General features: G+C 69.9%; 14 protein-coding genes and 2 pseudogenes. 5 read left to right on the forward strand and 11 right to left on the reverse strand.

Translation table 11 applies throughout. From position 1 onward, the window contains the following. Nucleotides 1-328: 328 nt before the first annotated feature. The 8 genes from OG747_RS33375 to OG747_RS33410 all read right to left on the reverse strand — a co-directional run bounded on the left by OG747_RS33375 (nucleotide 329) and on the right by OG747_RS33410 (nucleotide 9829). Nucleotides 329-868 (reverse strand): transposase, encoded by a 540-nt coding sequence (locus tag OG747_RS33375; RefSeq protein ID WP_405885822.1) that lies wholly within the window; start codon nucleotides 866-868, stop codon nucleotides 329-331. Between the two features lie 441 nt (nucleotides 869-1309). Beyond that, entirely contained in the window at nucleotides 1310-3298 is a 1989-nt protein-coding gene (locus tag OG747_RS33380) for an acetoacetate--CoA ligase (protein ID WP_405883073.1), read from the reverse strand. A gap of 35 nt (nucleotides 3299-3333) precedes the next feature. Next, nucleotides 3334-3924 carry an RBBP9/YdeN family alpha/beta hydrolase gene (locus OG747_RS33385; protein ID WP_405883074.1) on the reverse strand — a complete coding sequence of 197 codons (591 nt, stop codon included), beginning with the start codon at nucleotides 3922-3924 and terminating at the stop codon, nucleotides 3334-3336. Beyond that, complete coding sequence (locus OG747_RS33390) at nucleotides 3921-5270, reverse strand: MFS transporter (protein WP_405883075.1); 1350 nt, start codon at nucleotides 5268-5270, stop codon at nucleotides 3921-3923. The genes OG747_RS33385 and OG747_RS33390 overlap by 4 nt, the downstream gene beginning before the upstream one ends. A gap of 33 nt (nucleotides 5271-5303) precedes the next feature. Next, on the reverse strand, nucleotides 5304-6218 hold the full coding sequence (locus OG747_RS33395) for a TauD/TfdA dioxygenase family protein (RefSeq protein WP_405883076.1): 915 nt from the start codon (nucleotides 6216-6218) through the stop codon (nucleotides 5304-5306). A gap of 49 nt (nucleotides 6219-6267) precedes the next feature. After that, nucleotides 6268-7242: a quinone oxidoreductase family protein gene (locus tag OG747_RS33400; protein WP_405883077.1), complete on the reverse strand. Its 975-nt coding sequence runs from the start codon at nucleotides 7240-7242 to the stop codon at nucleotides 6268-6270. Nucleotides 7243-7410: 168 nt separating this feature from the next. Next, entirely contained in the window at nucleotides 7411-8463 is a 1053-nt protein-coding gene (locus tag OG747_RS33405; RefSeq protein WP_405883078.1) for a 3-keto-5-aminohexanoate cleavage protein, read from the reverse strand. A gap of 346 nt (nucleotides 8464-8809) precedes the next feature. After that, nucleotides 8810-9829, reverse strand: a complete 1020-nt coding sequence (locus OG747_RS33410; RefSeq protein ID WP_405883079.1) for an AraC family transcriptional regulator ligand-binding domain-containing protein — start codon at nucleotides 9827-9829, stop codon at nucleotides 8810-8812. Nucleotides 9830-10050: 221 nt separating this feature from the next. On the opposite strand from OG747_RS33410, the pseudogene OG747_RS33415 reads away from it, so the two are divergent. Beyond that, nucleotides 10051-10179 (forward strand): annotated as a pseudogene (locus tag OG747_RS33415) (transcriptional regulator); the annotation flags it as partial. 177 nt (nucleotides 10180-10356) lie between these two features. Here OG747_RS33415 and OG747_RS33420 read toward each other — a convergent pair. Next, nucleotides 10357-10809 carry an OsmC family protein gene (locus OG747_RS33420; protein WP_405883081.1) on the reverse strand — a complete coding sequence of 151 codons (453 nt, stop codon included), beginning with the start codon at nucleotides 10807-10809 and terminating at the stop codon, nucleotides 10357-10359. Between the two features lie 276 nt (nucleotides 10810-11085). Between OG747_RS33420 and OG747_RS33425 the strand changes: the two genes are divergently transcribed. The 3 genes from OG747_RS33425 (at nucleotide 11086) to OG747_RS33435 (ending at nucleotide 13201) form a co-directional block, all read left to right on the forward strand. Then, on the forward strand, nucleotides 11086-12327 hold the full coding sequence (locus OG747_RS33425; RefSeq protein WP_405883082.1) for an NAD(P)/FAD-dependent oxidoreductase: 1242 nt from the start codon (nucleotides 11086-11088) through the stop codon (nucleotides 12325-12327). An 18-nt stretch (nucleotides 12328-12345) separates the two neighbouring features. Further along, nucleotides 12346-12663, forward strand: coding sequence for a TusE/DsrC/DsvC family sulfur relay protein (locus OG747_RS33430; protein ID WP_405883083.1), 318 nt, complete (start codon nucleotides 12346-12348; stop codon nucleotides 12661-12663). Nucleotides 12664-12727: 64 nt separating this feature from the next. After that, nucleotides 12728-13201, forward strand: a complete 474-nt coding sequence (locus OG747_RS33435; protein ID WP_326719085.1) for a DsrE/DsrF/DrsH-like family protein — start codon at nucleotides 12728-12730, stop codon at nucleotides 13199-13201. 252 nt (nucleotides 13202-13453) lie between these two features. On the opposite strand, the gene OG747_RS33440 is transcribed toward OG747_RS33435, so the two are convergent. Continuing rightward, a complete protein-coding gene (locus OG747_RS33440; RefSeq protein WP_405883084.1) occupies nucleotides 13454-14830 on the reverse strand; it encodes a diacylglycerol/lipid kinase family protein in 1377 nt (458 codons plus the stop codon). 111 nt (nucleotides 14831-14941) lie between these two features. Between OG747_RS33440 and OG747_RS33445 the strand changes: the two are divergent. Further along, nucleotides 14942-15169, forward strand: a pseudogene (locus OG747_RS33445) (hypothetical protein); the annotation flags it as partial. 236 nt (nucleotides 15170-15405) lie between these two features. Here OG747_RS33445 and OG747_RS33450 read toward each other — a convergent pair. Beyond that, on the reverse strand, nucleotides 15406-17619 hold the full coding sequence (locus tag OG747_RS33450) for an MMPL family transporter (RefSeq protein WP_405883085.1): 2214 nt from the start codon (nucleotides 17617-17619) through the stop codon (nucleotides 15406-15408). Nucleotides 17620-17637: the final 18 nt, after the last annotated feature.

Below are 17637 nucleotides of genomic sequence, written 5' to 3' on the forward strand. Positions count from 1 at the left end.
CACCAGCGGTTCAGGGTGGTGGCCGGGGTGAGCCATGAACGGATAGCGCGTAAGGCCCGGGGCTAGCAGGGCGGTTGGGGCTGGTGGGGTGTGTTAGAGCCCCCTCTCTGGCCCCTCGTTGGGGCACGGGTCCGGCGTGGAGGGATCCACCAGTCCGGGTGGCGCGAACCACTGGTCCCAGCAGAATGAGAAAGCGCAGTTGACCAGGGTCCGGTGGCGGCGGATGGCTCGGTCGGAACGGACCTGGAAGTCCGCCCAGCCGAGTTCGTCCTTGATCTGTTTGTAGCTCTGCTCGATCCACGGCCGTAGTCCATAGAGACGGACGATTTCAGCGAGGTCGGCCGACGGGTGGGGCGGTGGCGGCGTGAAATACGTCAGGGTGGGGCAGGTCGGTCGCCAGGTACCAGGTGGCCTTCGGCGGCAGGGTGGCCGGATCGGTGGTGGCCACGATCAGGCGGCACGGGGAGTGGGGGCCGTAGCCGCCCAGGCGGGCATCAGCGGCCCACCAGGTCTCGGTGTGCCCGTCGCGGAAATGTCGCTCAACGGGTGTCCAGTCGCCGGGATGGTCGGCATCACACCAGGTAAGAGTGTGTGCGGCATCGATGGGTGTGTGCGGCTGGTCGGCTGGTGCCCAGGTATCGTTGAGTGGTTTGAGGGCCACCACGTAGGCCAGCCCGGCCTCCCGCAGCGCGAGGTACCAGTCGTCGCTGAGGGAGTAGGCGCAGTCGGCGACCACCGCCCGGCAGCTGAAGCCCGCTTCCTTTCCCCGGGCTGCGAGAAAAGCGGCCAGCTGAGGCTTGCTCCGAAAGGCCGGATCGGACCGGCGACGGGCGAAGTGATGAGCGAGTGTATAAGGCTGTGCGTGCAGCGGGTATTACACACGGCCGTCGGTCCACACCGTGGTCACCGTCACGACGCCGTTGTCTGTCTTGCCCAGCCAGCCCAGCCAGCCCAGCCACTGTCGGCCCACGTGCGCGGTTGAGGTTCCCCCGAGTGCGTGGCGGTGCTAGAGCCTGCTCAGAGTAGCCGTTGACCTGTGGTTTTGGCAGAGTTGCGCTCTGCTTGAGCTGTTTTCGGTTGTGCAACGGGTCGAGCGGACAGCGAGGTCGCGGAGGAGGCCTCACCTGCGGGTTCATGGGAAGCCGACGACTGTACCGGCGACAGGGTCAGGACATCGCTGAGGATTCCTGACGCTCCAGTGACGCTCGATCGGCGGCAGCTCCGAACGTCTGTAAGGCTGGTGCTCGGTGCGGCTGCCGGGGGCGGCGTTGTGAGGCAGCCGGTATCGCTGCGGCGGGTGCCAGTGCGCTCACCTGTCCGGCGCCGAACGGGCCGCGAAGTCCGCGAACCAGGCGAGCATCTCGGAGTGGGTGACTGATCCTTCGCTGCTGACGTCGGTGACAGGGGAACCCTGCAGGATGCGCTTGACGGGTACTTCGAGCTTCTTGCCGGTGAGCGTGCGCGGGACGGCGGGGACAGGCACGATCACGTCGGGCACGTGGCGCGGGGACAATCGGCGTTTGATGGCTGTGGCGATTTGCTCGCACAGTGTGTCGTCGAGGGCGATGCCGCCTGCGGTCACGACGAAGAGTGGCATGAAGTAGCCGCCGTCCGGCTGTTCTACGCCGATGACGAGGCTGTCGGCGACTTCGGGGAGCTGTTCGACGACGGCGTAGATGTCGGCGGAGCCCATCCGTACGCCCATGCGGTTGAGGGTGGAGTCGGAGCGGCCGGCGACGACGACCGACAGGTCTTCGTCGACGGTGACCCAGTCGCCGTGCCGCCAGATGCCGGGGTAGGTGTCGAAGTAGCTGGCCCGGTAGCGGGCGCCGTCGGGGTCGCCGACGAAGTGGAGGGGCATGGACGGCAGCGGCGCGGTCACCACCAACTCGCCCTGCTCACCTGTCAGGGGGTGCCCGTAGGGATCCCATGAGGCCAGCGCGACGCCGAGTGAGGGGCATGGGATACGGCCCACACGTACGGGCAGCAGGGCAGAACCGCCGGCGAGCACCGAGCAGACGTCGGTACCGCCACAGATCGATTGCAGCCAGACGTTCGGTGCGAGCCGGTCGTAGACCCAACGCCACGTGCTGGGCGGTAGGGACGATCCGGTCTGGAGTATGGAGCGCAGCCGCTCGAGACCGAACTCGGCCGCGGGATGCGTATCCGATTTCTCCGCGGCGGCGAGGTAGGCCGCGCCCACGCCGACCATGGTGGCGCCGGTCTGTTCGGCGATCCGCCAGGCCCCGTTGACGTCCGGAAAGGTGGGGCTGCCGTCGTACAGGATGATCGTGCTGCCGTGCAGCAGGCCGCCGACCAGAAAGTTCCAGACCATCCAGCTCGTGGAGGTGAGGAAGAGGTAGCGGTCGTCGGCGCGCAGATCCGAGCCCAGGCCGAGTGCCTTGAGCAGTTCGACCACGATGCCGCCGTGACCTTGAACGATCCCCTTGGGCACCCCGGTGGTCCCCGATGACCACAGGATCCACAACGGGTGGTCGAAGGGCACGTCGGCGAATTCCAGTGGCGATTCGGCGGCCGGCAGCGCGGACCAGGCGTGCTGTTCGATCCTGGGCCGCGCCGACCACGGCTCGGTCGGGGGCGTGAAGAGGTTGTCGACCGCGAGGATGTGACGGAGCGTGGGAAGCCCGTCCGCGAGCTCGGCGACCTCTGGGCGTCTGTCGTACGTCTTGCCGCCGTAGCGGTATCCGTCCGCGGCCACGAGGACGGCCGGCCGCGCCTGTCGCAGGCGGGCGAGCACGCTGGGCGTGCCGAAGTCCGGGGAGCACGCTGTCCACACGGCGCCGACGGCGGCCGTGGCCAGCAGGGCGACAACGGCCTGCGGGAGGTTGGGAAGGTATCCGGCCACGCAGTCGCCGGGCCTCACGCCCATCCGGCGCAGGGCCGCCGCGACGTCCCCGACCTGGATGCGCAGTTCCTGCCACGAGGTCTCCACGGGCATGCCGCCCTCGGCCACGCCGACCAGCGCCGGGCGGGCGTCAGTGGCCTGGGCGAAGCACCGCTCGGCGAAGTTCAGCCGGGCGCCGGGAAACCACTTGGCACCCGGCATCGACGCATCGCCCAGTACCTCGTCGTACTGAGTGACCGCGTCCAGCCCGTAGAACTCCCACACCGCCGACCAGAAGCCGGGCAGGTCGGTGGAGCTCCACCGCCACAGCTCGGCGTAGTCGGAGAAGTGCAGCCCCCGCACCTCGCTCACCCATTCCATGAAGCATGCGACGTTGGAGTCCTCCAGCTCGCGGCGGCCGGGAGACCACAGCAGGTCGGTGTCGGTGTTCATCGTTGCCTTTCGCGGGGCTGCATGGGGGGCGGGGCTCAGCCGAGCTCGATTTCGATTTCGAGTTCGGTGAGCAGTTCGTCCGCGCGCGGCCAGGGGCCGTAGCCGGAGGCGGGGTTGAGGTGGCCGACCTCGCCGAGTTCCACGAGGCGTCCGCCCCAGTTGCGGGCCAGCTCGGCGACGCGCTCGACGGTGCCCAGGGGGTCGTTCGAGCTGGCCGCGACGATGGTGGGGAAGGACAGCGGGGAGCGGGGCACCGGTGTCCAGCCGTGCTTGTCGAGCACCTCGGGAGTGGGGTAGCCCTCTGGCAGCGGTTTCTCGAAGTCCGGCGGCGTCACCAGCAGCGCCCCCTGTACCTGGGCTTCGTGCCACTGGGCCCAGTGGACGGTGGTGATCACACCGGCGCTGTGGGCGACCAGCACGACGGGCCCCGCGATTTCCGTGATCACCTTGTCCAGTGCGGCCACCCGGGCCTCGCGGCTGAGCTGGTCCTGCGTCAGCGGGGGAACTGTGCGGACGGGACGCCCGCCCTCGGCGAGCCGGTTGGCCAGCAGGGTCTGCCAGTGCGTTGCGACGTGGTCGCGCAGGCCGGGAACGATCACGAGGACCGCCTCGGTGGTACGGCTCATGAGGACGGCTCCGGTTCCTTGGACTGCGCCACGGGGGCGAGTCCGGTCAGGCGGCGCAGATCACGGTCGTAGTAGTGGCGGCCGATCAGGAATGCCACGGTGGCCGCGAGCGCCGTCAGCGGGACGATCCGCAGCGCGCCGAGCAGGCCCATGCTGTCCGCGAGCGCGCCGGTGGCCGCGGGCCCGGGAGCCAGTCCGAGCAGGCTGTTGGCCAGAGTGAGCGTGGCGAAGGCCGTCGCGGAGATGGACGCGGGGGTCAGATTGGCCACCATGGCGGCGGCGGGACCGGCCGTCCCCGCCGACAGCAGGGCTCCGGCCGCCAGCGCCAGCAACTGCGGCGGGCCGGCCGGCAGGCGGAACGCGGCCATGAGCAGGACGAGCGAGCCGATGCTGCAGACGATGGCGACGGCCCACTTCCGGATGGGGAACACCCGAGCGATCCGGTCCGAGGCGATCCCGCCGGCAATCATGCCTATGCCGATGATCAGGACGAAGACTCCGGCGGTCGCGCCGGCCTTCGCGGTGGGCATGTCGTAGTAGCGGTTGAAGTAGCTGGGCAGCCAGGCCATGAGCGCGGCGGCGATGAACAGCTGGAGTCCGCTGCCGACGTAGGCGCTGATCACCGAGACGGAGGAGAACAACTGCGGCAGGAGCGTGCGCAGGCCGCGGCGTCGGCCGGCGTCGCTCTTGACGTCGGAGGAACTCGCCTGCGGCGCCAGCCTCTTCTCCGTGACCACGCAGCCGTAGACTGCGGCCAGCACGAGGCCGAAGACGCCCATGGCACCGAACGCCCAGCGCCAGCCGAACTGCTGGGCCAGGGCACCGCCGACCGACACGCCCAGCACCGAGCCGAAGGCCCCGCCTGCGATGAAGGCACCGGAGAGAGTGGCCCGTAGGGTGAGCGGGAAGACGCTCAGGACGACGGCGATGCCGACGCTGCCGTATGCCGCCTCACCGATGCCGACGAAGAGGCGGCCGGTGAACATCTGGCCGTAGCTCGCCGACACCGCGCAGCCGAGGGTGGCCACGCTCCACAGCGTCGCCGCGAGCAGCAGGCTCCGCACTCTGCCCCAGCGGTCGGCCATGAGCGACATGGGGAAGGTGAGCAGGCCGACCATGAGGGCCACGATGCCGCTGAGCGAGCCCAGCCGGGCGTCGGAGAGCAGCCATTCGGCCTTCAGCATCGGGAAGACGGCGTTGAGGACCTGCCTGGACATGTAGTCGGACAGCAGCAGGCCGAAACTCAGGGCGAAGACCACCCAGGCATAGCGTCGGGACACCGCCCAGCCGGACGAGGCCGTCGTCTCAGCCTCCGGGACGGACTCCGCAGTGGTGTGCAACTCCATTGTCATCACCTCACGCGCTTTTCGAAGAAAGGGTCAGAACGGTCTGTCGCCGACGATCCCGGCGCGCTCCATACGGCGGACGGCGGGCCAGTAGTCCTGGACGGCGTAGTGCTGGGTGGAGCGGTTGTCCCAGATGGCGACGCTGTTCGGCGTCCAGCGCCAGCGCACCTGGTACTCGGGGATCGCCGCCTGGCTGATCAGGTAGTTCAGCAGGAGGCCCGCACCGGGGGCGAAGTCCTGCCCGAAGCGCACGTTCTCGGGCGTGTGGTAATTGACGAAGTGCGTGGTGAAGGCGTTGACGAAGAGGATCTGCTCGCCGGTCTCGGGGTGGGTGCGCACCACCGGGTGCTCCGCGTCGGGGAACTGTGCCTTCAGTGCGTGCCGCTTCTCCTGCGGCATGACGGCGCCGAAGGTGGCCTCGATACTGTGCCGCGCCCGCAGCCCCTGGATCAGGGTCTTGATGTGCTCCGGCAGTCGGCGGTGGGCCTCGGCCATGTTGACCCAGATCGTGTCGCCGCCCACCGGGGGCGACACGACGCAGCGCAGCACGGCGCCCATGGCCGGGCTCTCACGCCAGGTGCCGTCGGTGTGCAGCGCGTTCTCGTAGTGCTCCGGCGCGCTGTCCAGGTCCTTGTAGATCCGCACCAGGCCGGGGTGGTCGGGGTCGCTGCCGGCCACCGGGTGGTCCTCCAGCGGGCCGAAGCGCTCGGCGAAGGCGACGTGTTCGGCGCGCGTGATGTCCTGGTCCCGCAGGAACAGGACCTTGTACTGCAGGAGCAGGGCCTTGATCTCGGCGAACAGGTCGTCGTCGCGCGAGGCGTCGCCGAGGTTCACGCCGGCGAGTTCGGCGCCGATGGTGCAGGTCAGCGGTTCGACCTTGATCGAGCCGCGGGAGTGGGCGCGCACCAACGCGGGCGCGCCTTCCAGCGGAGTGAGAGTCTTGTCCATGGTGCTTCCTCCTGGAGAGGGTGATGATGCGCGTGATCCAGCAGGGGGTTCAGAGGACGAAGACGGACGATCCCGTGGTCCGTCCCCCCTCCAGCTCGCGGTGCGCCTGTACGGCGTCCTCGAGCGCGTACCGCTGGTTGATCTCGATGGCGATGCGTCCGGAGGCGACGTGGCCGAAGAGCTCGCCCGCGAGCTCTGCCCGCTCCGTGGGGTCGGCGATGTAGTCGGCGAGCGCCGGCCGGGTGACGAACAGGGAGCCCTTGACGGCCAGTTGCATGGCGTCGATGGGAGGGACCGGTCCGGAGGCCGTACCGAAGCAGACCAGCAGACCGCGGCGCCGGAGCGAGGCCAGCGAGGCGGCGTAGGTGGTCCTGCCGACGCTGTCGAAGGCGACCGGGACCCCGGCGCCTTCGGTCAGTTCGAGTACCCGCTCGGCCACGTTCTCGCGCTGGTAGTGGATGACGTGGTCGCAGCCATGGGCGCGGGCGAGCTCGGCCTTCTCCTCGGTGGAGACGGTGCCGATGACGGTCAGCCCGAGCAGCTTGGCCCACTGGCAGACGATGAGGCCGACACCGCCCGCCGCCGCGGTCAGCAGGATCGTGTCCCCGGCCGTCAGCGGATGGATCCTGCGCAACAGGTAGGCGGAGGTGAGCCCGCGCATGGTCATCGCGGCGGCGGTCTCGCAGCCGATGCCGTCCGGCAGCCGGATCAGGGAGTCGGCGGGCATGACCCGTTCCGTGCTGTAGGCACCGAGCGGGCTTCCGGTGTACGTGACCCGGTCGCCCTCGGCGACGTGGGTGACGCCCTCGCCCACCGCCTCGACCACGCCCGCGGCCTCGACGCCCAGTCCGGCGGGCAGCGGCGCGGGATACAGGCCGCTGCGGAAGTAGGTGTCGGCGAAGTTGAGTCCGACGGCTTCGTGCCGGATCCGTACCTCGCCCGGGCCGGGGTCGCCGACGACGACCTCTTCCCAGCGCAGGACGTCGGGTCCGCCGGTCTCCTTGAAGCGAATGGCGTGAGCCATGGGTGTGCTCCGTTGTTCGTGGGAGGTGAGGAGGAGAGTTCGTGGGAGGAGAGGAGGGGGCCGCCGGTGCCGGGGGTGTGGTCCCGGCGGCCCCGTGGGTGCGCGCGGATGCGCGGCGGCGCGGTGACCCCGTGCCGTGATCGGACGTCGCGGATCAGACGTCGCGGATCAGACGTCGCGCAGCATGAAGCCGCGCCGACCGGGACGGCGGTTCGGCACCATGCCGAGGCGGGCCAGCGTCTCGTCGGCGCCCGAGTAGTACTCGCCGAGCTTGTAGATCCTCTTGGCCTCGGCGCCGGTCGCGATGTCGCGGCCGAGTGCCTTGGAGATCCGCACCATCTGCTCGACCTGCTCGACGGTGGTCATGCGCTCGCCCTTGCGCCGCCACAGGTTGTCCTCGTTGCCCACGCGCACGTGCACGCCGAGCGCGATGCCGATCGCGTTCATCGGCGCCACGGCCCGCATGGAGCTCTCGATGGTGAGGACGGCGCCGTCCGGGGCGCGGCGGACGAACTCGATCAGGTCGGCCGGGTGACGGCCCGCGAAACCGCCGCCGATGGCCACGTAGTTGAGGATCAGCGGACCGGTGTAGATGCCTGCCCGGATGAGCCGCTCCACGGTTTCGAGCTGGGCCAGCGTGGCGAGCTGGAAGTGCGGCTGGATGCCGTTCGCATGCAGGCGCTTGAGGTGCTCCAGGTAGAAGTCCGGGCCCGCCTCGACGACCATGTCGCGGTAGGCCCTGTAGTACTCGGGCTTCGCGATCGAGGTGCCCTCCAGGTCGTCGTCGGTCATGATCTCGACGATGTTCATCTGGCTGGTGTTGATCGCGATCGTCACCTGGTCCGGCGCGGGGGTGAGGTCGGCCAGCAGGTGACGGGTGTCGTAGCTCAGCCACTTCGCCTCGCTGCCCTCGTCCTCCGGGGCGAACGAGATCGAGCCGCCGATCTGCAGGACCATGTCTGGCACGGCCTCACGCAGCAGCCCCAGGAGCTCGTTGAACTTGGACATCCGCTTGGAGCCCTTGCCGTCGAGCTCGCGCACGTGGATGTGGAGCACGGTGGCGCCGGCGTTGTAGCAGTCGACGGCCGCCTGCACGTGCTCGTCCATGGTCAGGGGAAGGTCGTCGGCGTCCCCGGGAAGCCACTCCGGCCCGTAGGGAGCGGCCTGGATCACCAGCTTCTCCTGGTTCTCCGGAAGTAGTGAGTCGTCGTGGAAGTGCACGGTCCGTCTCCTTTGTCGGATCGGTGATCACTCGCCGGGGCATCGCCGCGTGCGATGCGAGGGCCTGGGAAGTGCGGCGAGGATCGATGCGGGTCACCGGGGGAACAGCGGGCGCATGGGTAGCCCCGGTACGCTCGGCCGGTCCGGAGGGAGCGTGCACAGGGGGAGTACCACGGCTCTCCTCCGGCGGCCGACCGCGTCTGTCTGCGGTGCTGCCAAGGTAGGGCCGAGTACCAGGCGCTGCTTGACGCTCAGGGACGGTTGACTTGTCATTTGGGGACATCGCCCCCTGGTCGTGCAGCATGAGCCGGCACAGCACGGCCCGCCGTCGGCGTCGCTCGCGGTATCAGTCCCGGTCGGTCGGCCGCCGGCTCCCACGGCTGCGCCACGCCCTCGGGCTGCACCCGAACTGCTCACGGAACCAGCGCGAGAACGCGCTCAGCGACGAGAAGCCCAGCAGGTCGGAGATCTCCGTCAGCGAGCGCCGCGGGTTCGCCACGAACTGCTCGGCGAGATGCCTGCGGGTGGCGTTGAGGAGCGAGGAGAACGTCTCGCCCGAGGAGGCCAGGTGCCGGTGGACGGTGCGCCGGTCGACCCCGAGGCTGCGAGCGACCTGCTCGATCGAGCAGCGCCCGGTCGGCAGCAGCACCTCGATCAGCTCTCGCACCCGGTCCGCGACGGTGGTGTCCCTCGGGACTGCGATCGCCTCGAAGTACTGGCGGGCGTACTCCCGCAGAAGTGGGTCCGCCATCGCGTTGGGCGCGTCGAGGCCGTCGGCGTAGAAGACGATGCCGTCGAACTCCCGGCCGAACTCCACGATGGGGCCGAACACGCGCCGGTGCGTCGTGGCCTCCGACGGAGAAGGGTGCCGGAACCATACGGAGAGTGGCTGCCACCGGGTGGGCAGGAACCCGCACAGGACCCGGTGGTAGGCGGCGACCGCCAGCTCCGTCGCCTGCCGGGCTTCCATCACCTCGCCGAGCCGCAGGTCGACCTTCAGCGTGGCCAGCCCGTTTCCCTCGGACAGCCGGGTGTGCAGGACCTCGTTGTACATGTGTTCATGCCGCATCAAGAGCCCCAAAGCGCTCCGCACGTCGGGTTCTTCGCGGACGACCAGGCTGATGGGGCCGAGATTGGAAAAACGCCGGAACCCCGCGAGGAGCACTCCGAAGTCCTCGTGACCCGAGGCGGCCGCCGACAGTTCCAGCACCTGGACCGCGGCCGCGCCGGAGATCCACCGGTCCTGGACCGCGAGGGCGGCGGTGTCCAGCCCCACGCGCTTCATCAGCGTCTGCGGATCGATTCCGAGCGAGCGGCACAGCTCGACATACCCGCTGAGGGCCGCGGTGCGGACCAGAGGCCTCATGTGCACGCTCCAAGGCTGTGTCGCCACTGTGTCCCGAGAAGACAAGTCTCATGTCACACCAGGACAAGCATGGGCGTGGGTGGGCAACCTAGCATGGCGCCCGTTCACCGGCCCGGTCCGTTCGTGGCGACCGCCCCGGGCCGGTGAAGCCGTGACGGTTACGGGAGGCGGTCGTCAGCCCCCGCGACGTGTGCCCGGACACCGGCCTGGCTCGTCTCTCCTACCTCGCTGTCCTGCGCCGCGCGGGCCTGCTCGCGGCCCGGCGGCAGGGTCGTTACGTCCGTTACAGCCTCAATCTGCCCGATCTGACGGCGCTGGGCGCCGACCTGCTGGCGGCCGTACTGCGCTGAGTAGCTTCGGTCTGCCAGAACGCGGGCGACCGTCGCCTTCGCAGCATCGTCCGACTCGGCAGGCCGCCGAGCAGTACCGGCGCGACCGCCTGCTGCCCTAGGGCTGGGCCTCGGTGCCGATGAGGCCGCGGTGGAGGCGGTCCGGGAGGGGTGACGCGGGTGGAGCCAAGGGCGTGCTCATGGTGCCAGCTCGATGCCGATCTCGGGTGGCTGGTGCAGTGTGTTGTGGACCGTGCAGCGCGAGGCGACGGCGAGCAGGGCCGCGCGGCGCTGCTCGGGCAGTCCGGGCGGCGGGGTGATCGTGACGTGTACGGAGGCCACGCGGGCGGGTCGGTCGGTGGCCATGGCGAATTCCGTGCGGACGCGCAGTCCGGCCTGGTCCAGGCCGTGGCGGTGGAGGAAACGGCCCGCGTAGAAGGCTACGCAGGTGGCCAGGGAGGCGGCGAACAGTTCGGTGGGGGTGGGTGCGATGTCCGTGCCGCCCGCCTCGATGGGCTGGTCCACCTGGATGCGGTGGCCGCGGATGTCCACGGTGTAGATGTCGCGGTCGACGTGGGCCACCTCGAAGCGGTGCACCTCCGCGTCCTGCGGCTGGTTCGTGGTGAGGGTCTGCGGTGCGCTGCCGGTCATGGCCGGGCCTCTCTCGTCGGCGTCGAGTGCTGCCAGTTCCAGTCGACCGCGAACGGCGCGGCTGATCGAGAGGTCGATGGGGTGCGACGAGGGTCGTTCGGCCCTCGCGTCGGCAGGCGTGGCGGCATACCCTGGTAGGTATTTTTTCAGGGGGTTCGTGGCGGTCGGGCGGCGCATCGGGCCTGCGAGGGTGGAGCGAAGACATACCCGGGTGGGTACTGGGTGAGGGACCAGTGGCCCATGCCCGGGCCTCGTCTCCCGCACGACAGTGGGGGCATGGGCAAACACATCGTGATACTCGGAGGCGGCACGGCCGGCACGCTGACGGCCAACCGGCTGCGCCGCATGTACGACGAGGGCGAATGCCGGATCACCGTGGTCGACCAGGACGACGACCACGTCTACCAGCCCGGCCTGCTGTTCGTCCCTTTCGGGGCGGCCCAGCCGCACCACCTCGTCCGGTCCCGCCCGCGGCAGCTGCACGCTGCCATCGACTACAAGCAGGCGCGGATCGAGCGGGTCGACCTGGACGCACGGACGGTGCACCTCAGCGGCGGCATACGGCTGACCTACGACGTCCTGGTGGTCGCCACCGGAGCCACGCTGTTGCCGGAGGAGACCGAGGGGCTGACCGGTCCCGGCTGGGGCGAGTCGGTGTTCACCTTCTACGACCTGCCCGGCGCCGTCGGCCTGCACCAAGCCCTTGAGCGCTTCGAAGGCGGGCGCGTCGTGGTGAACGTGGCCGATCTGCCGGTCAAGTGCCCCGTGGCGCCGCTGGAGTTCGCCTTCCTCGCCGACTGGTACTTCCAGCGGCGCGGCATCCGCGACAAGGTCCAACTGACCTACGTCACCCCGCTGGACGGCGCCTTCACCAAGCCCGTCGCCGCCAAGGCGCTGGGCGGTCTGCTTGCGGACAAGGGCATCGAGCTGGTCACCGAGTTCACGCTCGGCGAGGTCGACGGCGAAGGCGGCCGGCTGGTCTCGTACGACGAACGCGAGGTGCCCTTCGAACTGGCGGTGGTCGTGCCGCTGCACGGAGGCGCCGAGTACGTCGGCCGCTCCCCGGGCCTCGGCGACGAACTGGGCTTCATCCCCGTCGACCAGCACACCCTCCAACACCCCGAGCATCCCGAGGTGTTCGCGATCGGGGACGCGGCCGGGCTGCCGGCGTCCAAGGCCGGCTCGGTGGCGCACTTCGCGGGGGAGACGCTCACGCACAACATCGGCCGCTTCCTCACCGGGCAGCCGCTGGACGCCACCTTCGACGGGCACACCAACTGCTTCGTGGAGACCGGCTTCCACAAGGCGCTGCTGATCGACTTCAACTACGACACCGAACCGCTGCCCGGCCATTTCCCGGCTGCCCTTGGCCTGCCGCTGCTGAAGGAGTCGCACGCCAACCACCTCGGCAAGCTGGCCTTCGAGTGGCTGTACTGGCACAGCCTGCTGCCCGGCCGTGAACTGCCCGGCATCGACTCGGCGATGTCCGAGCACGGCAAGCACCACGTCCACGCCTGAACGAAGGAGAACACCGCCATGCCCACCGCCACCTACGGCGACACCGCCGTCCCCGTCGACGACGAGGGCTTCTTCACCGACCCCGCGCAGTGGACCGAGCCCATGGCCGAGCAGATCGCCCACGAGGCGGGCATCGAGGCGCTGACCGACCGGCACTGGACGGTCATCCACTTCATGCGCGCCGAATACGCCGCCAAGGGCACCGGCCCCACTGTCCGCGTCCTCGGCAAGACGTCCGGCGTGAGTGTCAAGGAGCTGTACCAGCTCTTCCCCAAGGGACCGGCGAAGACCGCCGCGAAGATCGCCGGAATTCCCAAGCCGCGCGGCTGCATCTGACATCTCTGCCACCGTCTCCGCCACCGTCTCCGCCACCGTCTCTGCCATCGAGGAGCGTGTCGTCATGGCCGACACCGCAACGATCGAGAAGGTCTCGATCATCGTCTCCAAGGGGTCCCTGGAAGGGATCTACCCGGCCCTGATCATGGCCAACGGCGCCCGCGCCGAGGGCATCGAGGCCGACCTGTTCTTCACCTTCTTCGGACTCGACGCCATCACGAAGAAGCGCTGGGAGCACATCAAGCTGGCCACCGTCGGCAACCCGGGCCTGCACCTGCCGACCCTGCTGGGCGGTATGCCGGGCGTACCGGACCTGGTCACCCGGTACATGGAACGGAAGATGGACAAGCTCGACATCCCGCCGATCCCCGAGTTCATCGAGATGATCGCCGACACCGGCGCGGGCATCTACGCCTGCAAGGCGTCTGTGGACCTCTTCGAACTCGACAAGGACGACCTTGTGGAGCAGGTCCAGGACATCATCACGGTCGGCGAGTTCTACGAGCACGCGGCCGGCGGCCAGATCATCTACACCTGAGATGACTGGTACCGGGCACGGCCTGCCGGACGGAGTGCGGCGCGTGCTGGTGGCGGTGGTCGTCCATCCCGACGACGAGTCGTTCGGGCTGGGCGGACTGCCGGCCCTGCTTCTCCGGGAGCAGAAGGCGCTGCGTCGTCTCCGGCATTTCTGTCACGCGGCTGCCCGGGTGCGGGAGGCGAGCTGGAGCGCGTGGCGATTCTGGAGCCCGCGGCCAAGGGCGTCTGACCCGCGTTTTGTGGGTCGGTGTGCTTACGGCTCGCGCCGCTCACCGGTGGCCTGGGGGCGACGCGGGTGTCGTACGACGGCCGTTCGGCCCACGGTGGCCGCGAGCTCGCGCAACCGGTGCCAGTCCAGGGGTGGTGGGGCCGCGGAGACGCGGGGCCGCTTCTTGGGGACGCGAACGCGGAGTGCGGCGTGTTCGATGCGGCAGTGGACCGGGGTGGGCAGAACCAGGGCCTCGCCGTCGAGGCCCACCTCGATCTCCGCGCGGTCGGCGTCGATGACCACGTCGCGGGCGGTCAGGACCGCGAGTCCGTCCGGCTGCGGGGACAGCAGCAGTGCGGCGGCCTCGGCCGCGCTGTCCAGCGTGATGCCGAGGACCCCGAGCCGTCCGGAATCGAGCCGCTCGCGGCGGCCGAGACCGGCGGGGTCGCCGGTGCGGTAGGGGTTGTTGCTCACCAGGACGGCCTGCGGGGCGGCGAGTGTCGTGTCGTCGGCGTGGGCGGTCAGGCGCGGCCCGCGTTGGCGGGTGAGCAGCTCGGGCAGGAGTTCGAGGATGGTGCCGATCTTGTCGTCGCGGTAGGCGGGGCTCTGGACGACCGCCGCGTACGCGCCGAAGGAAGCGTTGTTGACGAAGGCGTGCCCTCCGGCGAAACCGAGGTCCACGCGGAGTTCGACACCATTGGTGAGCGCGTCGAGACAGGCGGCCGGGTCGGCGCGGTCGAGGCCGAGGTCCATGGCGAAGTGGTTGCGGGTGCCGGCCGCGATGACGAGAAACGGCAGTCCATGCGCGGCGGCAACGGCCGCCACCAGCGCCTGAGTTCCGTCGCCGCCCGCGACGCCCAGCAGATCCGCGCCGTCCGCCACGGCCGCCCGGGCCAGCGCGGTGACGTCCTGGTGCTGCTCAGGGTCGAGGAGGACGACCCGCGCGCCGAGCCTCTCGGCCTTCTCCCGCAGACCGAACCTCGCCACTTTGCCGCCGCCGGAGCTGGGGTTCATGAGGATGAAGGGGCGCAGTGGGGGCCGTGTGCGGTGCTCGCGCTGGTGTGTTGTCCGTGTGCGGGTGCTCCGTAGCGCGTATCGGCCGGCCCAGACGGCCGCGGCCCACAGCGCCAGGGACAGGACGAGGGCCCACCACAGCGTGACGGCGAACAGGACGATGACGGCGGCGGGTGTGGCGATCGCCAGCAGGGCCGCGGCCCAGCGCGCCGGGCCGCGGCGGGTCAGCGCCCACCAGAGCGCGGCCGCCGTGAGGGCCAGGCCCGCGACCGCGGCCGCGAGCAGCAGTACGCCTTCCACGCCTCCGTGGACGAGCGGGAGCAGCACCGCCAGTGTCGCCGCGAACAGCGATGCTCTGGCCGCCCATCGTTCCGCACGCCGGGGCGGCGGGGTCTCGGACACGCTCATGTGTTCCTCACTGATCCACGCGTTCTTCCCATGACGTACGGATCGAAGGCGGTGGCGGTCGTCGTCCGGTCGGTGGTGCAACCAGTCTCGTCGCCAGGCGTCGCGCGGCAACTGGGAGGCAACTGGGAGGGAACTGGGAGGGAAAGGGGAGGCAACGCGCATCTCAACGAGCTGGGGGAGTTCCTCAAGGCCTGCCGGGCCGAGTTGAGCCCCCGTGCGGTGGGGCTGCTCGACGCCGGGGCGCCGGGTCGGGTGCCGGGGCTGCGGCGGGAGGAGGTGGCCCAGCTCGCCGCGATCAGCACCGACTACTACACCCGGCTGGAACAGTGCCGCATCCAGGAGCGGCTCGGCTTCCTCAAGCCGACTGGGCGACGGCCGAACAAGCGAACCTGAAACCCCGTCAACCTCTCCGGGAGCCGGCGGCGCGGGGGTGGTCCTTGGCGTACCGCTGCCGGCTGGTGATCATCGGGAGGATTTCCTGTCGGATGCGGTCACCATGGCGGGCGACGTTGCCGACCAACGGCCCGGAGGGCCGCCCGTGCTCGGCACGGGTGGCCCTCCGTCATGAGGGACGGTCAGGCGCGGGCCGATTCCCATGTGGCCGGGTCGTTGTGCGCCGGGGCGACGGCGGGGTGCTGGGTGAGCGCCTCACCCTCGACGTCGACCTTGGGCAGCAGCCGGTCCAGCCGGCGCGGCATCCACCAGGCGGCCTTGCCGAGCAGGGCCAGCACGGCCGGTACGAAGGCCATGCGGACGACGAACGCGTCGAACAGGACGGCGATGGCGAGGCCGAAGCCGATCATCTTGATCATGGACTCGCTCGCTCCGATGAACCCGGAGAACACGGCCATCATGATCAGAGCGGCGGCCACCACCACGCGGGCGCTGTGCCGGAAGCCGCTCTCGACCGCCTGACGGGGGATGTCGCCGTGGACGTATGCCTCCCGCATGCGGGCGACGAGGAACACCTCGTAGTCCATGGCGAGTCCGAAGACGATGCCCACCAGGAAGATCGGCATCAGGCTCATGATCGGGCCGGTCGTCTCGACGCCGAGGAGCGAGGCCAGCCAGCCCCACTGGAAGACCGCGACGACGGAGCCGAGGGCGGCGAGCACCGAGAGGAGGAAGCCGACGGCCGCCTTGATCGGGACCAGGACGGAGCGGAAGACCACCATCAGGAGCAGGATGGCCAGGCCCACGACGACGATCAGGTAGGGGATCAGCGCGTTCTGGGTCTTCTGTGCCACGTCGATGTTGAGCGCGGTGGTGCCGGTGACCTCGAAGCTCGCGCCCCTGGTCGAGGCCTCGGTGGCGGGGCGCTCGTTGCGGATGGTCTTGACGAGGTCCTGGGTCTTCGTGTCGGTGGGGGCGGTGGACGGGACGGCGGAGAAGACGGCGGTGTCGCCCGCGGGGTTGAACCGGGCGGGAGAGACGGAGACGACTCCCTTGGTGCTGCCGATCTTCTCCTCGATGGTCTTGACCGCGGTCTTGGGGTCCTGGGCGCCCTTGGCGTCCACGACGATGGACAGGGGGCCGTTGAAGCCGGGGCCGAAGCCCTTGGCGAGGTCGTCGTAGGCGCGGCGTTCGGTGGTGGAGGTGGGCTTGGCCTCGTCTCCGGGCATGCCCAGCTGGAGGTCCATGACGGGGACGGCGAGGGCGCCCAGGCCCACGACCGACAGCAGGAGGACCGGGAGGGGGCGGCGCAGGACGAAGCGGGCCCAGCGGCTGCCGCCGTTGTTCTCGCCGCCTTCCTTGATCTCTCCGGTCTTGCGGGCGCGGCGGGAGAGTACAGCGCCCGGCCAGAAGCCGAGCAGGGCCGGGACCAGGGAGAGGGCGATGAAGACGCCGGCCATGACGGCGCCGGCGGCGGCGAGGCCCATCTTGGTGAGCATGGGGATGCCGACGACGGACAGGCCGGCGAGGGCGATGATGACGGTGAGGCCGGCGAAGACGACCGCGGAGCCGGCGGTGCCGGTGGCGAGGCCTGCGGCTTCCTGCGGGGTGTGGCCCTTGGCGCGCTCCTCGCGGTAGCGGGAGACGATGAAGACGGCGTAGTCGATGCCGCAGGCGAGGCCGAGCATGGTGGCGAGTGTGCCGGTGGTGGAGGACAGGCCGAACGCGCTGGACAGGGCCATGATCGAGGCCATCGAGACGCCGACGCCGAGGAGCGCGGTGAGCAGCGGGAGCCCGGCGGCGGTCAGCGAACCGAAGGTGATGATCAGGACGACGGCGGCGATCGCGATGCCGATCCCCTCGGACGCTCCGCCCGCGGCGGGCGTGGTGGCCAGCGCGGTGCCGCCGACCTCGACCGTCAGGCCGGAGTCCTTGGCCTGCGCTATCGCGTCCTTCAGCGCGTTCTTGCTGGCGTCGGTGAGGTCGTCGGGCTTCACCTTGTAGGTGACGGTCGCGTACGCCGTCGTGGCGTCCTTGCTGATCGCCTTCGCCTGGAACGGGCTGACCGCGGCGGCGACCTGCGAGCCGTCGGACGCCTCGGCGACGAGCTTGTCGATGGTCTTCTTGTTGTCGGCGGCGGTGATCTTCTGCCCGTCGGGGGCGACGAAGACGATCCGGGCGCTGGCCCCGTTGGCGGTGGTCCCGGGGAACCGCTGCTCCATCAGGTCGAACGCCTTCTGGGACTCGATCCCCGGCATGGAGTTGTCCGGATCAGGGGCTGCGGGAGCCTTGGCCGCACCGAAGCCGACAGCGCAGAGCACCGCCACCCACATCAAGGCGACGTACCAGCGTCGTCGGAAGGCCGTACGGCCCAGTCGATAAAGGAAAGTAGCCACGGGCTGAGGTCTCCACTC

This window comes from Streptomyces sp. NBC_01384 (assembly GCF_045040035.1).
GTDB lineage: Bacteria > Actinomycetota > Actinomycetes > Streptomycetales > Streptomycetaceae > Streptomyces.

Bases quoted from the DNA above. Each gene is read 5' to 3' on its own strand.
- OG747_RS33380 (WP_405883073.1), bottom strand. From the start codon at position 3,298: ATGAACACCGACACCGACCTGCTGTGGTCTCCCGGCCGCCGCGAGCTG.
- OG747_RS33385 (WP_405883074.1), bottom strand. From the start codon at position 3,924: ATGAGCCGTACCACCGAGGCGGTCCTCGTGATCGTTCCCGGCCTGCGC.
- OG747_RS33390 (WP_405883075.1), bottom strand. From the start codon at position 5,270: ATGGAGTTGCACACCACTGCGGAGTCCGTCCCGGAGGCTGAGACGACG.
- OG747_RS33395 (WP_405883076.1), bottom strand. From the start codon at position 6,218: ATGGACAAGACTCTCACTCCGCTGGAAGGCGCGCCCGCGTTGGTGCGC.
- OG747_RS33400 (WP_405883077.1), bottom strand. From the start codon at position 7,242: ATGGCTCACGCCATTCGCTTCAAGGAGACCGGCGGACCCGACGTCCTG.
- OG747_RS33410 (WP_405883079.1), bottom strand. From the start codon at position 9,829: ATGAGGCCTCTGGTCCGCACCGCGGCCCTCAGCGGGTATGTCGAGCTG.
- OG747_RS33420 (WP_405883081.1), bottom strand. From the start codon at position 10,809: ATGACCGGCAGCGCACCGCAGACCCTCACCACGAACCAGCCGCAGGAC.
- OG747_RS33425 (WP_405883082.1), top strand. From the start codon at position 11,086: ATGGGCAAACACATCGTGATACTCGGAGGCGGCACGGCCGGCACGCTG.
- OG747_RS33430 (WP_405883083.1), top strand. From the start codon at position 12,346: ATGCCCACCGCCACCTACGGCGACACCGCCGTCCCCGTCGACGACGAG.
- OG747_RS33435 (WP_326719085.1), top strand. From the start codon at position 12,728: ATGGCCGACACCGCAACGATCGAGAAGGTCTCGATCATCGTCTCCAAG.
- OG747_RS33440 (WP_405883084.1), bottom strand. From the start codon at position 14,830: ATGAGCGTGTCCGAGACCCCGCCGCCCCGGCGTGCGGAACGATGGGCG.